The following is a 17,301-nucleotide window of genomic DNA, read 5'->3' as shown; positions in this document are numbered from 1 at the left end:
GCGTAAGGGGGAATAGTAAACACTGCGTAAACGTTTTAGCTATTTGTTCTTTTTATTACGATTAATAATATTTATTATTACTTCAATTTTAATACCCAGTGTCGAATTAATACTGAGTTAACTTAACTGATATGAAAACCTTGTAAACCTAAAACCATCAGCCAATGAAAAAATTCTACCTACCCCTAATTTTTCTGGCCATTTTATGTTTGAGCTCCTGTGTAGACATTGAAGAACAATACGATTTTAAAGCCGATGGCAGTTGTAATGTTGTTTATGGTTTTGATATGAGCAAGGCAGTATCGGTATTGGTAAACCTGATGTCAGACTCGGTAAAGGAAACACCTCAGTTTAGCTTAGTTAAGGATACCACACTGAATTTTTACAGCGCGATGCCTGATAGCACCCAGCAAAAAATGAGTATCGAAGAAGCCGATATGGCCAAAACCAGTGATCTTTCCATTAACATGAATCTGAAAAAAAGTATCATGAAAGTAAATATCACCCACGTGGCCAAAAACGCTGCCGATTTACAATACTACCTTCAAAATCTTTCAAAGATAGCCCTCAACAGTCGTATCAATGCATTTTCCAGTGCCGATAAAGCCAGCAAAAGCTTTGACGCCCGCCAAATGGTAGCCGGTCAGGATTACTACTCGTATGATATTACCCCACACAAATTTTATCGCATCATAGATAAGGTAAAATTCAATGCCTTTTTAAAGAAAACCCAATCAACCTTTATGATGGCTAAAGCCATGCTGATAGATATGCCTTATAAAGTAATCCTGAAGTTTGCCAAGCCTGTTAAAAAATTAAACAACCCCAAGGCTGTACTTTCTGCCGACAGACGCAGTGTAACATTGGTTACCAGTATGGATGAGGTGATCAAAAACCCATCAGTAATGAACCTAAAAATCGACTTTTAAAACCAATCATTACTTTTACAGCTCAACATAGTATATTTCATGAAGTGGTATAAGATACCCGGTATTGAAAACACCAATAAGCCATTTATCACCAAAGTAAGAGCCGGAGGTAAAAGTATTTGCCTGGTTGGTTTTGAAGGACAGATATATGCACTTTCATCTATTTGCCCGCATGCCGGGGCCGATCTGAGCGAGGGTTTGTGTGTAAAAGGCAAAATCGTGTGCCCGTATCACCGGTATACCTACAACCTGGAAACAGGTAAAGGAGGAGAGGGTCAGAACGATTTTGTGACTACTTATCCGGTTGATATCAGGAATGATGATATTTATGTAGGCATAAAGTCTTTTTGGGATAGGTTAAGTGGAAAGTAAAATCCGGTCAAATTTTTCATAAAGTTTTATTGATCTTTAGCTATGCATTACGCCCTCTTGCAATTTCTGATATTATTATTTGCTGCTTTTATGCTCATTATGCTGGCAAAAAAGCTCAATATAGCCTATCCTATATTTTTGGTTTTGGCCGGCCTGGTTATTAGCTATATACCCAGAATCCCCATCATTACTATTGATCCCGACCTGATATTCCTGATATTTTTACCACCGTTGCTATACGAGGCTGCCTGGTATACTTCATGGAACGATTTCTGGAAATGGAAACGACCAATAAGCTTGCTGGCATTTGGACTAGTCATTTTCACTTCAACAATCATAGCCTTTTTGGCTACAGCTATTATACCGGGATTTACTCTACCGATGGGTTTTTTATTGGGTGGTATTATATCGCCCCCTGATGCGGTTGCTGCCACTTCGGTTTTAAAAAACATTAAGATACCCAAGAGGATAACCACCATATTGGAAGGTGAGAGCCTGGTTAACGATGCTTCAAGTTTAATTGTATTGCGTTTTGCTTTAGCTGCTGTAATTACAGGGCACTTCACCCTTCATCAGGCAGTTTCGGAGTTTTTTGTGGTTACGTTTATGGGGGATAGTGATCGGTTTAGCTGTAGCCCATGTGATGTATGTTATTCATCGTTTTTTACCAACTACAGCCAATATTGATTCGGCGCTGACGTTGATGTCACCCTATTTTATGTATCTGGCGGCCGAACAGTTTCATTACTCTGGTATTATGGCGGTGGTAAGCGGAGGGTTGTTTCTTTCGTACCGGTCGCACGAAATATTTGCCGATGGGCAAAGCCGTATGCAAACCACCAATGTTTGGTCAACCCTGGTTCTGATTCTTAATGGATTGGTTTTTATACTCATTGGCTTGGAGCTGCCAACCATTATAAAAGGTCTGGATGGCTATTCACTTGCCGAAGCCTGGCGATATGGTATTATCATCAGCGTGGTGGTTATTTTGATCAGACTCATTTGGATCTACCCCGGAACCTACGTACCGCGCTGGCTGTTTAAAAGTATCCGCACCACAGAACCTAATCCCGGATGGAAAAACTCGTTTATTGTAGGCTGGGCAGGTATGCGCGGTGTGGTTTCGCTGGCAGCGGCACTTTCCCTACCATTGATGATCCATGCAGGGCAAGCATTCCCTCATCGTAACCTCATCATTTTTATCACATTTGTGGTGATACTGGTAACCTTAGTATTTCAGGGATTTACGTTACCAATTCTGGTTAAATTAATGAATATAAAAGACACGGATCCGACGGTACCTGAGGATCAGCAGGAAATGACTATCAAGATCAGGCTGACAGAAGTGGCGCTAAAAAGACTTGATGAACATTATTTTGATGAAATAGAGAACAATCATCTATTGCAGGTATTTAAAACCGAGCTGCAAAATAATGCTCAACATGCCGCTGCACGCCTGCAATCACTAGAGCATGGAAATACCCACCAAACACAAAGGGATGTTTATCGAAAAGCGCTGAAAGACATTTATCAACATCAGCGTAAAGAGTTGTATCTGATACGGAAAGAGAAAGGCTTCAGCGATGAAGCTATTCGCAGGCAGGCTATGCAGATTGATTTAGCTGAGATGAAAATATTTGGTAAGTAAGGGGAGAGTTGTACTAAGTGAGTAGTTGAATGTGTTAAATGGGTTCTAACTTAATACAACACAATCAACTGCTCACTTAATCAACCAATCTATTGATAAACCTCTTTATTAGCCGAAGCCAGGGTATTTTTAAGCAAACCTATAATGGTCATTAAACCAACACCACCCGGTACCGGGGTTATCCATGATGATTTTGGAGCTACGTTTTCAAAGTCAACGTCGCCGTATAGTTTGTAACCTGATTTGGTTAGGGCAGACGTTTCGCGGTTCATACCCACATCAACTACTACTACACCATCTTTTACCATATCGGCAGTAATAAAATTCTTTTTGCCAATAGCTACAATCAAAATATCGGCCTGCAAGGTAATGCTTTTAATATCGGGGGTGCGACTGTGACATATGGTAACTGTACAGTTACCCGGCGTAGTATTGCGAGCCATTAAAATGCTCATAGGCGAACCTACAATATTACTGCGACCAACAACTACACAATGTTTACCTACCGTATCAATACCATATTCTTTCAGCATCAAGGTGATGCCATAAGGCGTAGCCGGTATAAACGAAGGTAAATTACGCTGCATACGGCCCAGGTTTACCGGGTGAAAACCATCCACATCTTTACGATGATCAATGCGTTCGGTTACTTTCTCCGGGTCGATATGTTTGGGTAGGGGAAGCTGCACAATGATACCATCAATATCGGCATCGGCATTCAGTTCCTCTACTTTCTTTAACAGTTCTTCTTCGGTTACATCATCCTCATAACGTACCAGGGTTGATTTAAAACCTACCTTTTCGCAGTTTTTCATTTTGCTGGCCACATAAGTTTCGCTGCCACCATCATGACCAACCAACACCGCCACCAAATGCGGCTGACGGCCAGTTCTTTGTAATATTTTAGCCGCTTCTTCGGCTATTTCAACCTTGAGTTTTTCTGATACGTATTTTCCGTCCAATAATTGCATACAAATATTAATAATGCTTTGATGTACTATATTAAAGAATCAAATAACAGTAAACAGCGTAAAACGTTGGTACATGTTAATTTGACTAATTTACTTCGATTGTGATTTGTAGGTAGCTATTTTAAAGTTACTAACAACGGCTTTAGCTTTATTGTCTGATTTAATAGGAGCACTAAGGAAAAAATATTTAACTCTGTTTTTATTAAATAGCAACTCATTAGCTACTTTAGTTTTATCAAGATAAACACGCATCCTGTCGCCATCAACTGCAATAGAAACATGCATAATTTGATTGGCATAGCTAACCAAATCAAGCTTGGTAGAAGCATCGAAATTTGTAGCACTGCTGGCAATATTAATTTCATCACCATTAGAATATCTTACACTCACCGCATTTATACTACCAGCGTTGTAAGCATCTGGTACATATTGACTTACACTATTATCTTTTGCAAAACCAAACGTCACAGGGGAAAGGTCCTCGGTTTTATCAGCAGAAGCAACAATATCAAATTCTATGGTAAATTTGGCAGGCAGCGAACGTGGATTGACTAACTTATAAGAGCAAAAATTTTGTAACATTAGCCATTTTCCATCAATACCGGGCAATGTTATTATCTTACCAAGTCCATTTGATTTCCAGTTTTTAGATGTACTCCCAGTGAAATTGTCTGAAAATATCACCGAATCAGCAGCGACAAAGTCGAAGGCCGAATCAATAATAGGTTTTTGAGTTATTAAAACAGCTTTACTTTTTTTGGCTTTTGTATTATTCAACACATCACCAAATTGTGTTTTAGCTTCAAGATGATATCCTGTAACCAATAATAGTAACACTGAAGGAAATACCCTCAAAAATTGTTTTTTCATTAGGCAGACAAATTATAGGTTTAGTAGATGATAAATTTAATCCAGTTTTAAAACCGCCATGAATGCCGATTGAGGTATCTCCACGTTGCCTACCTGGCGCATGCGTTTTTTACCTTGTTTTTGTTTCTCTAACAGTTTACGCTTACGGGAAATATCACCACCATAACATTTAGCGGTAACATCTTTACGTAAAGCCTTCACTGTTTCGCGTGCTATAATCTTGGCACCGATGGATGCCTGTATGATAATTTCAAATTGCTGGCGTGGTAAAAGCTCCTTTAATTTTTCACAGATTCTTTTACCAAAATCATAAGAGTTACCTCTGAATATCAGGGACGATAGGGCATCCACTGGTTCGGCATTTAAGCGTATATCTAAACGAACCAGGTCCGACTGGCGGTAACCTATCTGGTGATAATCAAACGACGCGTAGCCTTTTGAAATTGTTTTCAGCTTATCATAAAAGTCAAAAACGATTTCGCCCATTGGCATTTCAAATATGAGCTCAACACGGTCTGATGTTAGGTATGACTGGTTCGAAATGCTACCTCGTTTCTGAATACAAAGCGACATCACCGGCCCTACAAATTCAGATTTGGTAATGATAGTTGCTTTTATATAAGGTTCTTCAACACGGTCAATCTTACTTGGATCCGGAAGGTCAGACGGATTGTTTACTACAATCTCGTCACCTTTGGTAGTATAGGCCAGGTAAGATACGTTGGGAACAGTGGTGATCACCGTCATGTTAAACTCACGTTCCAAACGTTCCTGGATGATTTCCATGTGCAACATGCCCAGGAAACCGCAACGGAAACCAAAACCCAAGGCCGCTGATGATTCCGGTTCAAAAACCAGTGATGCATCATTTAGCTGCAGTTTGGCCATCGATTCGCGCAGTTCTTCATAATCCTCTGTATCAACCGGATAAATACCAGCAAATACCATTGGCTTTACCTCTTCAAAACCTTGTATACCGCTTTCGCATGGACGGTTAATAGTGGTAATGGTATCACCAACTTTTACCTCACGAGACTCTTTTATACCGGATATAATATAACCAACATCGCCAGTTTTAATTACATCTTTGGGTTGTTGCTTAAGTTTTAGGGTACCAACCTCTTCTGCTATGTACTGTTTTTCTGTAGCAAAGAACTTTACTTTATCGCCTTTACGGATCTCGCCGTTAACTACCTTAAAGTAAGCAACAATACCACGGAAGGAGTTATACACCGAATCAAATATCAATGCTTGCAGAGGTGCTTCAGGGTCGCCAACCGGAGCTGGGACACGCTCAACAATAGCGCGTAATATATCATGAACACCCATACCGGTTTTACCTGATGCGGCCAGTATTTCTTCGCGTTTGCAACCTATCAAATCAACAATCTGATCTTTCACTTCCTCAGGCATCGCACCAGGAAGATCCATCTTATTCAGAATCGGGATAATTTCCAGGTCGTTTTCTAATGCCAGATAAAGGTTTGATATAGTTTGTGCCTGTATACCCTGAGCCGCGTCGACTATAAGCAAAGCGCCTTCGCATGCTGCTATCGAACGGGAAACCTCGTAAGAGAAATCCACGTGGCCCGGGGTATCAATCAGGTTCAAAATATATTTCTGACCATCAAGCACATAATCCATCTGTATGGCATGGCTTTTTATGGTGATACCCCGTTCGCGTTCCAGATCCATATCGTCAAGCAATTGTGCCTGCGATTCGCGTTGAGTAATGGTGTTGGTATATTCTAATAACCTATCGGCAAGTGTACTCTTGCCGTGGTCAATATGTGCTATGATACAAAAATTACGAATGTGCTCCATTGAACCGCAAAAATAGCTTTTTAGGATGAGATTTTGATATACTGTTTTAATTAGCTGCTTCTACAAACACCGGGGTCTCCGAAACTTTTATGGTTACCTTACCCAATGTTGTGGAAACCTGAGTTTTGACAACGGCATTTGCACCTGCTTTTAAGGTATAAATATTAGCTTTCAAGGCCAGCAAACCCAAGTTAAGGGTATAATCAGCAGTACGTCCTTTTTGATCAGGGATCATTAAAACGTACATCACTTTGCCGTCAGAAACATATTTATCAACCACAGGATCGGCATTTATAGTACTTTGATAGGCATAATTCCCCATCAGCGCATTGGTTTGCAGGATATAATCTGCGGCAGCTCTTGGCTTAGCGTCTGTGGCGAGACCAGAGGTAGCATACTGAACATCAACATCAGGGGTATCATCCAGCAATTGATAATAAAATGTTTTTTTGATACCATGCCTGATATATAAAAGAGACGTTCTCAGTATCCAATCTGCCTGAGTCAAAAGAACTGATTTGCCACCAATGGCGATGGCTTTCTGATAACTACCCTGGTTAATATCGTAACCTGTTTCTGTTACCCAAACCTCGGGCTTTTGAGGCAGCGTATTAGCATATTTCACAAATGAGTCGGCAATTTGGCCAGCCATCGAGAGTTCTGGCGCCACCCCGGTAGTTGCCCTGGAATGGGTAAGGATATTACCATCATTATTATAAAAGTGAAAATTGATCACATCAAAACACAGATTGACGCTGCCATCAGCTTTGTAGCCTCTGTTTTTCCGACACCACTCTACCATTCTTTTAACCCAGTTTACATCGCAGGTGGCCAAACCGCCCATCACTACCTGCATATTGGGATCCGCGGTTTTTACACCGGCATTATTACCCAATTTACCTTTGTCACCATCATAAAATGCCGACATATTTGCCGCGTATTCTTCCGGAGTTTGCTGCGTGGCTGCACTTTTCCACCATTTATCGCGCTCGTTATCGCATTCAATATATTTTATGAGCCCCATGCCGATCTTAACCTCATTTGGCGGATCGTTAGTCCATCGCGGACGGCTGTCAACTTTTACCAATGCTTTGTCTATATTACTGTTATAACCATATCTTGCAGCAAATTGAAAAGCAGTACGCGCCTGATCGGCATAGGTTGCCGGGTTACTTTTATCAAGCCCATAAGGAGCAGGTACATTTTCATTGTCCTGCAAATTAGCGGGGTAGGTGCTTTCCAGCCAGGTTGGACAATTTTTCAGATCAGCCAAAACCAAAATACCATCTTGTTTGCAACGGGTATATATAAGGTCATAATCCCAGCTGCCGTTATTGGTGGGATTATAGGTGTAATTGCCCTTAGTATTTTCCAGTTTATTCCAGTTCATATAATGTCTTACTGAACTAAAAGACTTGATAACAGCCATATTAGCCTCATAAATATGGCTTTTCAAATTAGGATTAGCGGGATCCTGCAAAAAGTTCCATTCGTAGGCATTAATACCAAACATATTTTTTAAGGCTACACTATGCGGAACAAGCGAGCCATCGGTTGTTGTATCTTTTGAAATAACGGTACCATCAGGAGTTTTGGAGCCGTCATTTGTGGGTTTAAGTTTTTCTGTCCGGCAGTTATTAAAAAATAATAAGGTGAGGGATAAAACGACAGTAAATTTACAGGACACAAGCATTTTAGCTGTTTTTGACAATAGTACGTTCATATGGGGCTAATGCAAAGATAATCAGTTTCTGATCAAATTCGCTATTTAGCTTTTTTACCAGGAGGCTATGGCCATTAACTGTCTCACCATATCAGAAAAAACTTTTTAAACCTTAAATTTTAACACTTTTCGATTCAAAAACGGGGTAAAAACTGCCCAAAACTTGTTCAAAACCCCTCATTTTAACACTTTTTAACAAATTACAGTCCCGTTTTGATACGTTTTAAAAACTTTAAAAAGTATTAATTTATTGATTGTCAAATAAATACATACCAAACAATTGATTTTTCGGGATCATTTCTCCTTAACTAAACAGCCCGATTTCCCTTTTTGATCAGGGAAACCGGGCTGTGGCATATACAAAAATACGGAAATTTTGAAACAGATCCTAAGCTTTAACGAAGCTTTACGTAGGTTTCGATGATCTCGTGATCAATTTTTAAACTATCAATTTTTTCAATGCCTTTTTGTACCAGGGTATCGTGTTTAAATTCAACAGTAAATTTAAAATCGCGATTTTCCCATTCACGGGCATTGCAGTAGGTCAGGTGCTCTGCGTAGTTGTTACCTTGTAAAGTATAGGTACCGCTGCCTGCACTAAAAACGGGTTTATCAACTTTTCCTTGTTTTAAGTCGTGAGTAAAGAAGGCAAAATCACTTCCATTAAATATCTTAACCATTTCCTGATCTTTAGGGGGAGTGGTTACCGTGGTATCTCCTTTGGTAATGCTCTTGCTCGATATTAAATGCCACGTACCAATAAGTGGTTGCGATACAGATTTTTCTGTTTCGGCAGGTTTCTGGGTACAGCCGGCAATGGCAAAAATGCAAAACGATAATAAAAATGTGGTTCTCATAACGTGATTGGGTTTATTACAATTGTAGATAATTTAACCCAATAAAAAAAGTGATTAAACCATAAGTTCAATCACTTTTTAAAATTATTTCATAAGTTTATTACTCGCCTCTTTTTAAACCGAATTTTTCGATCTTACTGTAAAGGTGACTGCGTTGTATATCAATATCATCAGCTGTTTTTGATACGTTCCAGTTATTTTTTTCCAATTTGAATTTGATGTATTCACGCTCGGCAAAATCCTTGTATTCCTGGAAATTATTAAACTGGTCAAAATCGGTTTGTGCCACACCATTACCATCGCCACCCGAAACCGCTGGTGCTGAAGGATTGGCAAATGCCTTTACATCATTATCGGTAATGGTTTTATCGCTCAGGATAATCAGGCGTTCCACCATGTTGCGGAGTTCGCGGATGTTACCTGTCCATGGTAAAGCTTTCAGGGCATCCAGGGCTGCATCAGATATTTTTTTAATAGGCATACCATACTCATTACAGATCTCATCCAGGAAGCTCTGTGTAAGCAGGGTAATGTCATCTTTACGTTCAATCAATGGTGGTACGTGTATCAGTATCACACTCAGACGGTGGTAAAGGTCCATCCTGAAATTACCGGCCTCAATTTCTTTAAGCAGATCTTTATTCGTAGCCGCAACTACCCGTACATCAACATCTATCTCTTTTTCACCTCCTACACGGGTGATCTTATTTTCCTGTAAAGCGCGTAAAACTTTGGCCTGTGCCGATTGACTCATATCGCCAATCTCATCCAGGAAAAGTGTGCCACCGCTGGCAGATTCAAACTTGCCGATACGTTGTTTGATGGCCGAGGTAAAGGAACCTTTTTCGTGACCAAAAAGCTCACTCTCAATTAATTCCGATGGGATAGCCGCACAGTTAACTTCAATAATAGGAGCGGATGAACGGTTTGACTTTTCATGTAGCCAGCGGGCAACTAATTCTTTACCGCTACCATTTGCGCCCGTAATCAAAACGCGGGCATCGGTAGGAGCAACCCTGTCAATAGTTTCTTTTATTTTAACAATGGCCTGAGAGTTACCCAAAATTTCGCGAACCTTTGAAACTTTACGCTTTAAAACCTTGGCCTCAACAACCAGGCTTCCGCGGTCAAGGGCATTACGTACCGTGATCAGTAAGCGGTTAAGATCGGGTGGTTTCGATATAAAATCAAACGCTCCCTTTTTGCTGGCCTCTATAGCCGTTTCAACCGTGCCATGACCAGATATCATGATAAAAGGCAGATCGGGTTTTATGGCCAGACCTTCGGTAAGCACTTCCATGCCATCCATGCGGTTCATCTTTATATCGCACAGTACCAGGTCATAATCATTTTTTTCTATCAGCTGCAATCCATCGACACCATTGTCAACGTCCTCAACCTCATAGTCCTCATATTCTAATATTTCGCGGAGCGTATTGCGGATCGCCCGCTCATCATCAATGATTAAAATTTTAGCCATATTTTTTATTAAATGTAATTCAGGTAGTTTTTTATGCCGAAGTCTTTAGTTGTAAGTTTTAAGTCATCAATTGAAGATTATTTTAGAATAAACTTCAGACTTAGAGCTCTGAATTTAAGGCTTCGTTTAGCTTGCTAATATATAAGATTTTGTATAGAAAAATAAACACTTGAGCTTGTAACAAAAATAACCCCTTCCTGTTTGCAGGAAAGGGTTATATAATTCAGCAGCAAATCTGTAAGCCGGGTTCTGTATTGCTTAAAAAGCAATTTCTATCATTAATCTGGCCCTGCCATTGCTGACAGGTTTAAACAACCTACCCATCCCGGAGTAGTACCCGAAGGCATTGCGGAAGCGAGCAGCTCCACTTCCGGGACCTATTTGGTTTTTCAACTCCTGAGGTTTACCATCATTTCCGGTCGCCCGGAAACGTCGTGAGCTCTTACCTCACGGTTTCACCCTTACCCCGATAAATCGTGGCGGTTTGTTTTCTGTTGCACTTGCTGTCGCCGGCTGCCGGCGCCTTCCCGTTAGGAAGCAGGATGCTCTGTGTTGCCCGGACTTTCCTCCGCTATACATGATAGCAGCGATAGAACGTTTTGCGGGGACAAAGGTAAGGATTTTTTAGGGAAGATGATCAGACTCTCTCTAGGGTCATTGCGAGGCACGAAGCAATCTCTACTTAGGCAAATCCACAAGGCAAATATTTCTCTGTATAGTATAGAGATTGCTTCGTGCCTCGCAATGACGCGTGGATATTTTAAAATTGAAATAACTAAGTCCTTTGTAACCATCAATTAAAGCTCGTAAACAATAGTTAAATTTTATTTTTTTATTATTTTTGATCGCCGCCCAAACCTTTTATACCTATGAAAAAGAATACCTATCGACTTTTGCCTGTTTTATTTTGCCTTAGTTTAGCCTCTTGTGCTACTTATCAGCGAACAGATCTGTTTTTTGGAAGAGATATCCCCGATGGCGGGCAGGTTAGCGAACAACAATGGAAAAATTTTAGCGACAGTGTGATCAGTCATTTTTTTCCCGAAGGCTACACCGAATGGAATGCCGACGGACGCTGGAAGGATACCAAAACAAAAGTAACCATAACCGAACCAACCAAGGTGGCTACCTTTTTTGGAAAACCAAGTAAGCAACGGAATGCCGCACTGGATAGCATTGCCCAATTGTATATCCGCCGGTTCAGGCAGCAAAGCGTATTACGCTCTGATAGCAAAACTGACGTTCAATTTGTTAGTAAAACACCTTAGAGTGTCATGCTGAGCCCCGTCGAAGGGTAGAGCGCAGAGGCCTGCCCACCATGTTTCGACGGAGCTCAGCATGACACCCTTTATAGCCAGAGCCTATTTGCAATTTTTCAAATTTGCCTCAACCTGTTGAAGGTTTACTAAACCCTGCTTGTTGCCAAAAGAATTGGTAACATAAGTTAATACTTTGGCTACTTCAATGGGCGAAAGATCGGCAGCGGCAGGCATTTCACCTTCAAACTCGCGACCCGCTATAGCTATTTTTCCTTTGAGCCCGTTTTTGATATAACAGGCCAGCGACGCTCTGCTCTGTTTCATAAAAACAGAGTCGGTAAGAGGAGGGATCAACGCCTGCAGGCCTTCGCCTTTTTCGCCATGACAATTTTGGCAATGGGCTAAGTATAACACACTCCCACCAGAATAATAGCGGTTAAATTCAACCTGTTCATCGCTCTGGCAAGAAGCTACCAGGGCAGCGATGACTAGTAAGCCGATACCTGTTATAAACGCTAATTTCATTTAGCTGCAACCTGATCGGGTTCGGTTTTTAGTGTTTTAATATCGGCAATTAGCTTGGTTACCTGTGCCGGGTCGGTACCATCATAAGTGCCGCGTAGCCTTTTTTGCTTATCAACCAAAATAAAGTAACCATCGTGTATATATTCTCCCTGCGGATTTTTTTCCTGCACCGACACCAGGTAGTTTTTAGCTATCTGGTAGGTTTCTTCTTTGGTACCATGCAAAAGCCACCAGGTGTTGCCGCTGATACCCATTTTGTCGGCGTATTTTTTTAATACGGGCACGGTATCATATTTAGGGTCGATGGTGTGGGATATGATCCTGAAATTATCATCGGCTTTAAATTCCTTATATACGTTAAGCATATTGCGGTGCATTACCGGGCAAATGGACGGGCAGGTAGTGAAAAAGAAATCGGCCACATATATTTTGCCATCCAGGCTTTTATTGGTTATGGTATCGGCATACTGGTTTACAAATTTAAATGCCGGTATAGTAGAGTATACGGTATCGGTAACCTGTTTGCCATCAACTGTCTTGGTAACCGGCTCCCTGTTGCCCAAAATTGGAAGCGTAGTAGTGGCAGTATTACCTGGTTTACAGGCGCTGTAAAATGCTATAATGATAAATGCACAGATGAGGTTTTTCATTTTTTAGGGATTGTATTGAGGTATTTATTAGAAATAGTAACCGCTTTATTTATCTGCGAATCAATAACCACTATCTTTTTTTTCTGATCGGTTAAATAATCAATGATTTCCTGATGCGATTTACCTTTATTCTCGGCGTCAAACTTATGCATCCAATCGCTCATTGCGTTATCAGCATCATCAACAATTTTCAGATACAGTTTGGCTGAATCGAGGTTAAGAGTAGTAGGAGCTTTTTTGATAATACTGTCCAGGATCATTTTATTTTTCATCAATTGCTCGTCGCTGCCCATTACCTTATCATGAATAGCAATAACACTGTCTAAAAGTAATTTTTCCTGTTTTTTATTATCTCCACAGCTGCATAAAGCAACAGCTGTTAAAATCACTAAACTAATTTTTTTCATTAGAGTATTTTGTTTTTTTAAGGTAATGAAGCTGTCATGGGCTCTTAGCTCATGATGGTTTCATAGGTCTTTTTCTTGATAGAAGTATGTATTGGCAAATATGGCAAATAAACAGGTTAAATGTCGCTTCTCAGCAATCTTAAATAATAGCTATAGTCAGTAATAGGTAAACTTTCTGCACCGGCTAATCTCAGCTGCTGACCAATCTGTGCCCTGGTATGTGTACCGTGGTTAATTACATGGGTTAATATATCGGCCAGGGAGTCCTGAAAATAGTCGCCTCTAAAATTCTGATACTTGATCAATCTATCAAAATCGGCGTTGGTTAAGTCATTTAAATAGCTTATCCATCGATCGTGGCACTCCGGAACAAGCTGCGTGCACTCTTCAATAGTATAATCAAACCAGGGACTGGTAAATTTATTGGGCAAGCCATGGCAGCGGTCGTACCAAACCTGCTCGGCCGTTAACAAATGCGCAAAAAGCTGTAATGGTTTAGGAGGCACATGAGCATCAGTTATGGCTTTCAATAACAGATCATTGGCAAAACGGTTATAATTGAACAGTTTAATAAAGTGAGTTTTCATGAGATGAGAGATAACGATAAACAAGTATCCAGCTTAAATTGCAAAACTCAAAATCAGAATTTTATCTGTTTTTATCCTGTTTATTTCAAAGCGTAAATCATTTAAAACTTATTCCTTAAAATAAGTACTTGTTTCACAATAATTTACTAACTTTAAGTAAAACATACGTATTGATTAATACCGTACAATAACGGGGTTTAATAATATGATAATATAACTGTTACAATAAGGTTATACCAGTATGTTACCTTTAACTATATATTTAAAAACATAGTTATGAAATTCATCACCATTTTTTCAAGGTTGATCAGCAGTGTTCGCGAATGGATGATCCTGAAAAGTATGAGATCATCTTTCATACATTAAGTTGTCCGTTAAATTTTTCTTTCATAAATATAATCGCAATTTTGGGCTTTGCGTAGCTCAATTTAATGGAACTAACTGATCTCGATACTCCACTCCAACAACAACTCTTTGGCCCCGATTTTGCCTGGGGCGTTTCAACCGCTGCATTTCAGATAGAGGGTTCACATGACGCTGATGGCAAAGGCGAATCTGTATGGGATGCTTTTACTAATAAAAAAGGTAAAATACTCAATGCCGATCATGCCCGTACAGCCTGCGACTTTTATAACCGGTATGAAGAGGATATAGACCTCATCAAACAGCTTCATATCCCTAATTTCCGGTTTTCCATATCCTGGTCGCGTCTTTTACCCAACGGTACCGGCGAAGTAAACCAGGCAGGTATTGATTATTATAACCGGGTTATCAATTATTGCCTTGAAAAAGGGGTAGAGCCATGGATTACCGTTTATCATTGGGATTTGCCGCAGATACTGGAGCAAAAAGGAGGCTGGACAAACCGCGAAGTTATCGGCTGGTTCAGTGAATTTACGACCCTGTGCGCCCAAAGCTTTGGCGACCGTGTAAAACATTGGATGGTGATGAATGAACCTGTTGTTTTTACAGGAGCCGGGTACTTTTTTGGCATCCACGCTCCCGGCAGAAGCGGCATCCGGAATTTTATCCCGGCCATACATCATGTAGTTCTCAGTATAACTACCGGTGCTAAAATATTGAGGGAATTAGTACCCGGAGCACAAATAGGTACTACATTTTCCTGTTCGCAAATTGAACCCGCTACCGATAAACCACGCGATGTTGCTGCCGCAGTAAGAGCTGATGCCCTGATAAACCGGTTATTTATTGAACCTATTTTAGGCATGGGCTACCCTGTAAAGGAGTTACCAATACTGAAGACCATCCAGAAATATGTACTGCCGGGCGATGAAGATAACATGCATTTTGATTTTGACTTTATAGGCATTCAGAATTATACCCGCGAAATTGTAAAATACTCCTTTTTTACACCTTACATCAACGCCAAAATGGTAAAGGCCGAGGATAGAAAAGTTGAGCAGCTTACGGCTATGCGCTGGGAAGTTCATCCGCCGTCTATTTATCATATGATCAAAAAATTTGATGCTTACCCGCAGATAAAAAGCATTATCGTTACCGAAAATGGCGCCGCTTTTCCGGATGTGGTGAATGAAGGCAAAGTTGATGACCCTCAACGTTTGCACTATCTTCAGAATTATATACGCCAGGTTTTAAAGGCCAAAAATGAAGGCTGCAAAGTAAATGGTTACTTTATCTGGACGTTGACTGATAATTTTGAATGGGCCGAAGGCTATCATCCCCGCTTCGGAATCATCTACGTAGATCATGACAGCCAACAACGTATTGTTAAGGCATCTGGGAGATGGTACGGGGAATTTTTATCGGTAGAATAGTAGAATATATCTGAACTCGAATTTTAAGAATTTAAGAATTAGTGGAATTTTAGATCAATTCTGGCAATTCTTAAATTCTTAAAATTCGAGTTCTAACAATGTTTATTTAAACGCATCCTCTCCGGTAATATCCATACCGGTTATCAGCAGGTGAATATCATGCGTACCTTCATAGGTAATCACCGACTCGAGGTTCATCATGTGTCTCATAATAGAATACTCGCCGGTAATACCCATGCCACCCAGCATCTGGCGGGCTTCACGAGCAATGTTAATAGCGGTTTCCACGCTGTTACGTTTGGCCATAGATATTTGAGCAGGCGTTGCCCGGCCTTCATTTTTGAGTACTCCTAAACGCCAAACCAGTAACTGTGCTTTGGTGATCTCGGTAATCATTTCGGCCAGTTTCTTTTGCTGTAGTTGGAAACCAGCGATAGGCCGGCCAAACTGAACACGCTCTTTAGAGTAACGCAGGGCCGTATCATAGCAATCCATAGCTGCGCCAAGGGCTCCCCAGGCAATCCCATAACGGGCCTGGTTAAGACAACCCAGCGGGCCTTTTAAGCCTGCTACATTTGGCAACAGGTTTTCTTTAGGTATTTTCACATGATCAAAAACCAGTTCGCCGGTAGCGGATGCCCTTAACGACCATTTATTATGGGTAGTAGGGGTAGTGAACCCTTCCATGCCACGCTCTACGATAACCCCGCGAATCTTGCCACTCTCGTCTTTAGCCCACACAACGGCTATATCGGCAAATGGTGCATTAGAAATCCACATTTTGGCGCCATTTAAAATATAATGATCGCCTGCATCTTTGATATTGGTAGTCATACCACCAGGGTTTGAACCATGATCAGGCTCAGTAAGGCCAAAGCAGCCGATCATTTCACCTGATGCCAGTTTAGGCAGGTATTTCTTGCGCTGTTCCTCAGAGCCATAGGCATAAATAGGGTACATCACCAAGGAACCCTGAACAGATGAAGTAGAACGGATGCCCGAATCGCCCCGCTCAATTTCCTGCATAATAATGCCGTAAGCCATATAATCCAAACCGGCACCGCCATATTCAACGGGTATGGTTGGGCCAAAGGCACCTATTTCAGCAAGACCTTTTACCAGTTGACTGGGAAACTCTGCCTTTTGGGCATAATCCTCAATAATGGGGCTTAATTCTTTTTTCACCCAGTCGCGCACGGATGAACGGATGAGCTTATGTTCTTCGGTTAGCAATTCATCTAATTGATAATAATCAGGCGATTCGTACAGATCTGTTTTAGCCATAATGTTATAGTTGGTGGGCAAATATAGATGATTTAGGGTGGAGTTGATAAAGCCCAAATCGTTGTTTTTGAATACCAGAAGCCACTTTATTCCAAAAACTAGGTTTAGATTGTTTAAAC

At 40.8% G+C, this 17,301-nt stretch carries 17 protein-coding genes and 1 other RNA gene; 6 read left to right on the top strand and 12 right to left on the bottom strand.

Translation table 11 applies throughout. From position 1 onward, the window contains the following. Positions 1–164: 164 nt before the first annotated feature. Genes G7092_RS04560 through G7092_RS04550 form a run of 4 tightly spaced genes read left to right on the top strand, consistent with a single transcriptional unit; the run spans position 165 to position 2,949 of the window. Entirely contained in the window at positions 165–929 is a 765-nt protein-coding gene (locus tag G7092_RS04560; RefSeq protein ID WP_166086647.1) for a hypothetical protein, read from the top strand. Positions 930–968: 39 nt separating this feature from the next. Next, positions 969–1,301, top strand: a complete 333-nt coding sequence (locus G7092_RS04555) for a Rieske (2Fe-2S) protein (protein WP_166086645.1) — start codon at positions 969–971, stop codon at positions 1,299–1,301. A 42-nt stretch (positions 1,302–1,343) separates the two neighbouring features. Continuing rightward, entirely contained in the window at positions 1,344–1,988 is a 645-nt protein-coding gene (locus tag G7092_RS30600; protein ID WP_235953774.1) for a cation:proton antiporter, read from the top strand. Next, positions 1,918–2,949 carry a cation:proton antiporter gene (locus G7092_RS04550; protein WP_317169983.1) on the top strand — a complete coding sequence of 344 codons (1,032 nt, stop codon included), beginning with the start codon at positions 1,918–1,920 and terminating at the stop codon, positions 2,947–2,949. Before G7092_RS30600 ends, G7092_RS04550 begins: the two co-directional genes overlap by 71 nt. An 89-nt stretch (positions 2,950–3,038) precedes the next feature. Here G7092_RS04550 and G7092_RS04545 read toward each other — a convergent pair whose 3' ends face one another. The 7 genes from G7092_RS04545 to rnpB all read right to left on the bottom strand — a co-directional run bounded on the left by G7092_RS04545 (position 3,039) and on the right by rnpB (position 11,280). After that, entirely contained in the window at positions 3,039–3,920 is an 882-nt protein-coding gene (locus G7092_RS04545) for a bifunctional 5,10-methylenetetrahydrofolate dehydrogenase/5,10-methenyltetrahydrofolate cyclohydrolase (RefSeq protein WP_166086643.1), read from the bottom strand. A gap of 90 nt (positions 3,921–4,010) precedes the next feature. Then, a complete protein-coding gene (locus G7092_RS04540; protein ID WP_166086641.1) occupies positions 4,011–4,790 on the bottom strand; it encodes a hypothetical protein in 780 nt (259 codons plus the stop codon). 36 nt (positions 4,791–4,826) lie between these two features. Beyond that, positions 4,827–6,614 carry a translation elongation factor 4 gene (gene lepA, locus G7092_RS04535; RefSeq protein WP_166086638.1) on the bottom strand — a complete coding sequence of 596 codons (1,788 nt, stop codon included), beginning with the start codon at positions 6,612–6,614 and terminating at the stop codon, positions 4,827–4,829. Positions 6,615–6,660: 46 nt separating this feature from the next. Next, positions 6,661–8,337, bottom strand: a complete 1,677-nt coding sequence (locus tag G7092_RS04530) for a hypothetical protein (protein WP_166086636.1) — start codon at positions 8,335–8,337, stop codon at positions 6,661–6,663. A gap of 395 nt (positions 8,338–8,732) precedes the next feature. Next, on the bottom strand, positions 8,733–9,194 hold the full coding sequence (locus G7092_RS04525; RefSeq protein ID WP_166086632.1) for a hypothetical protein: 462 nt from the start codon (positions 9,192–9,194) through the stop codon (positions 8,733–8,735). A gap of 100 nt (positions 9,195–9,294) precedes the next feature. Further along, entirely contained in the window at positions 9,295–10,674 is a 1,380-nt protein-coding gene (locus tag G7092_RS04520; protein WP_166086630.1) for a sigma-54-dependent transcriptional regulator, read from the bottom strand. A 222-nt stretch (positions 10,675–10,896) separates the two neighbouring features. Next, an RNA gene (rnpB, locus tag G7092_RS04515) (RNase P RNA component class A) lies at positions 10,897–11,280 on the bottom strand. Positions 11,281–11,543: 263 nt separating this feature from the next. Here rnpB and G7092_RS04510 point away from each other — a divergent pair. Then, a complete protein-coding gene (locus tag G7092_RS04510; protein WP_166086629.1) occupies positions 11,544–11,942 on the top strand; it encodes a DUF3574 domain-containing protein in 399 nt (132 codons plus the stop codon). A 93-nt stretch (positions 11,943–12,035) separates the two neighbouring features. Here the strand turns inward: G7092_RS04510 and G7092_RS04505 are convergent, their stop codons facing one another. The 4 genes from G7092_RS04505 to G7092_RS04490 form a co-directional block, all read right to left on the bottom strand. Further along, entirely contained in the window at positions 12,036–12,458 is a 423-nt protein-coding gene (locus G7092_RS04505; RefSeq protein WP_166086626.1) for a c-type cytochrome, read from the bottom strand. Beyond that, a complete protein-coding gene (locus G7092_RS04500; protein WP_166086624.1) occupies positions 12,455–13,108 on the bottom strand; it encodes an SCO family protein in 654 nt (217 codons plus the stop codon). Before G7092_RS04500 ends, G7092_RS04505 begins: the two co-directional genes overlap by 4 nt. After that, complete coding sequence (locus tag G7092_RS04495; RefSeq protein ID WP_166086621.1) at positions 13,105–13,515, bottom strand: hypothetical protein; 411 nt, start codon at positions 13,513–13,515, stop codon at positions 13,105–13,107. Before G7092_RS04495 ends, G7092_RS04500 begins: the two co-directional genes overlap by 4 nt. 116 nt (positions 13,516–13,631) lie before the next feature. After that, complete coding sequence (locus G7092_RS04490) at positions 13,632–14,102, bottom strand: DinB family protein (protein WP_166086619.1); 471 nt, start codon at positions 14,100–14,102, stop codon at positions 13,632–13,634. A gap of 431 nt (positions 14,103–14,533) precedes the next feature. On the opposite strand from G7092_RS04490, the gene G7092_RS04485 reads away from it, so the two are divergent. Next, positions 14,534–15,898 (top strand): GH1 family beta-glucosidase, encoded by a 1,365-nt coding sequence (locus G7092_RS04485; RefSeq protein WP_166086617.1) that lies wholly within the window; start codon positions 14,534–14,536, stop codon positions 15,896–15,898. Positions 15,899–16,000: 102 nt separating this feature from the next. On the opposite strand, the gene G7092_RS04480 is transcribed toward G7092_RS04485, so the two are convergent. Further along, positions 16,001–17,182, bottom strand: a complete 1,182-nt coding sequence (locus G7092_RS04480; protein ID WP_166086614.1) for an acyl-CoA dehydrogenase family protein — start codon at positions 17,180–17,182, stop codon at positions 16,001–16,003. Positions 17,183–17,301 lie beyond the last annotated feature (119 nt).

Origin of the sequence: Mucilaginibacter inviolabilis (genome assembly GCF_011089895.1) — a bacterium.
In the GTDB taxonomy this organism is placed as follows: Bacteria; Bacteroidota; Bacteroidia; order Sphingobacteriales; family Sphingobacteriaceae; genus Mucilaginibacter; species Mucilaginibacter inviolabilis.
Note: the sequence above shows the minus strand (reverse complement) of the source record. Positions and strands in the feature narration are given on the sequence as shown.

Coding starts and splice junctions, on each gene's coding strand:
- G7092_RS04560 (WP_166086647.1), top strand. CDS start 165: ATGAAAAAATTCTACCTACCCCTAATTTTTCTGGCCATTTTATGTTTG.
- G7092_RS04555 (WP_166086645.1), top strand. CDS start 969: ATGAAGTGGTATAAGATACCCGGTATTGAAAACACCAATAAGCCATTT.
- G7092_RS30600 (WP_235953774.1), top strand. CDS start 1,344: ATGCATTACGCCCTCTTGCAATTTCTGATATTATTATTTGCTGCTTTT.
- G7092_RS04545 (WP_166086643.1), bottom strand. CDS start 3,920: ATGCAATTATTGGACGGAAAATACGTATCAGAAAAACTCAAGGTTGAA.
- G7092_RS04540 (WP_166086641.1), bottom strand. CDS start 4,790: ATGAAAAAACAATTTTTGAGGGTATTTCCTTCAGTGTTACTATTATTG.
- lepA (WP_166086638.1), bottom strand. CDS start 6,614: ATGGAGCACATTCGTAATTTTTGTATCATAGCACATATTGACCACGGC.
- G7092_RS04530 (WP_166086636.1), bottom strand. CDS start 8,337: ATGAACGTACTATTGTCAAAAACAGCTAAAATGCTTGTGTCCTGTAAA.
- G7092_RS04525 (WP_166086632.1), bottom strand. CDS start 9,194: ATGAGAACCACATTTTTATTATCGTTTTGCATTTTTGCCATTGCCGGC.
- G7092_RS04520 (WP_166086630.1), bottom strand. CDS start 10,674: ATGGCTAAAATTTTAATCATTGATGATGAGCGGGCGATCCGCAATACG.
- G7092_RS04510 (WP_166086629.1), top strand. CDS start 11,544: ATGAAAAAGAATACCTATCGACTTTTGCCTGTTTTATTTTGCCTTAGT.
- G7092_RS04505 (WP_166086626.1), bottom strand. CDS start 12,458: ATGAAATTAGCGTTTATAACAGGTATCGGCTTACTAGTCATCGCTGCC.
- G7092_RS04500 (WP_166086624.1), bottom strand. CDS start 13,108: ATGAAAAACCTCATCTGTGCATTTATCATTATAGCATTTTACAGCGCC.
- G7092_RS04495 (WP_166086621.1), bottom strand. CDS start 13,515: ATGAAAAAAATTAGTTTAGTGATTTTAACAGCTGTTGCTTTATGCAGC.
- G7092_RS04490 (WP_166086619.1), bottom strand. CDS start 14,102: ATGAAAACTCACTTTATTAAACTGTTCAATTATAACCGTTTTGCCAAT.
- G7092_RS04485 (WP_166086617.1), top strand. CDS start 14,534: ATGGAACTAACTGATCTCGATACTCCACTCCAACAACAACTCTTTGGC.
- G7092_RS04480 (WP_166086614.1), bottom strand. CDS start 17,182: ATGGCTAAAACAGATCTGTACGAATCGCCTGATTATTATCAATTAGAT.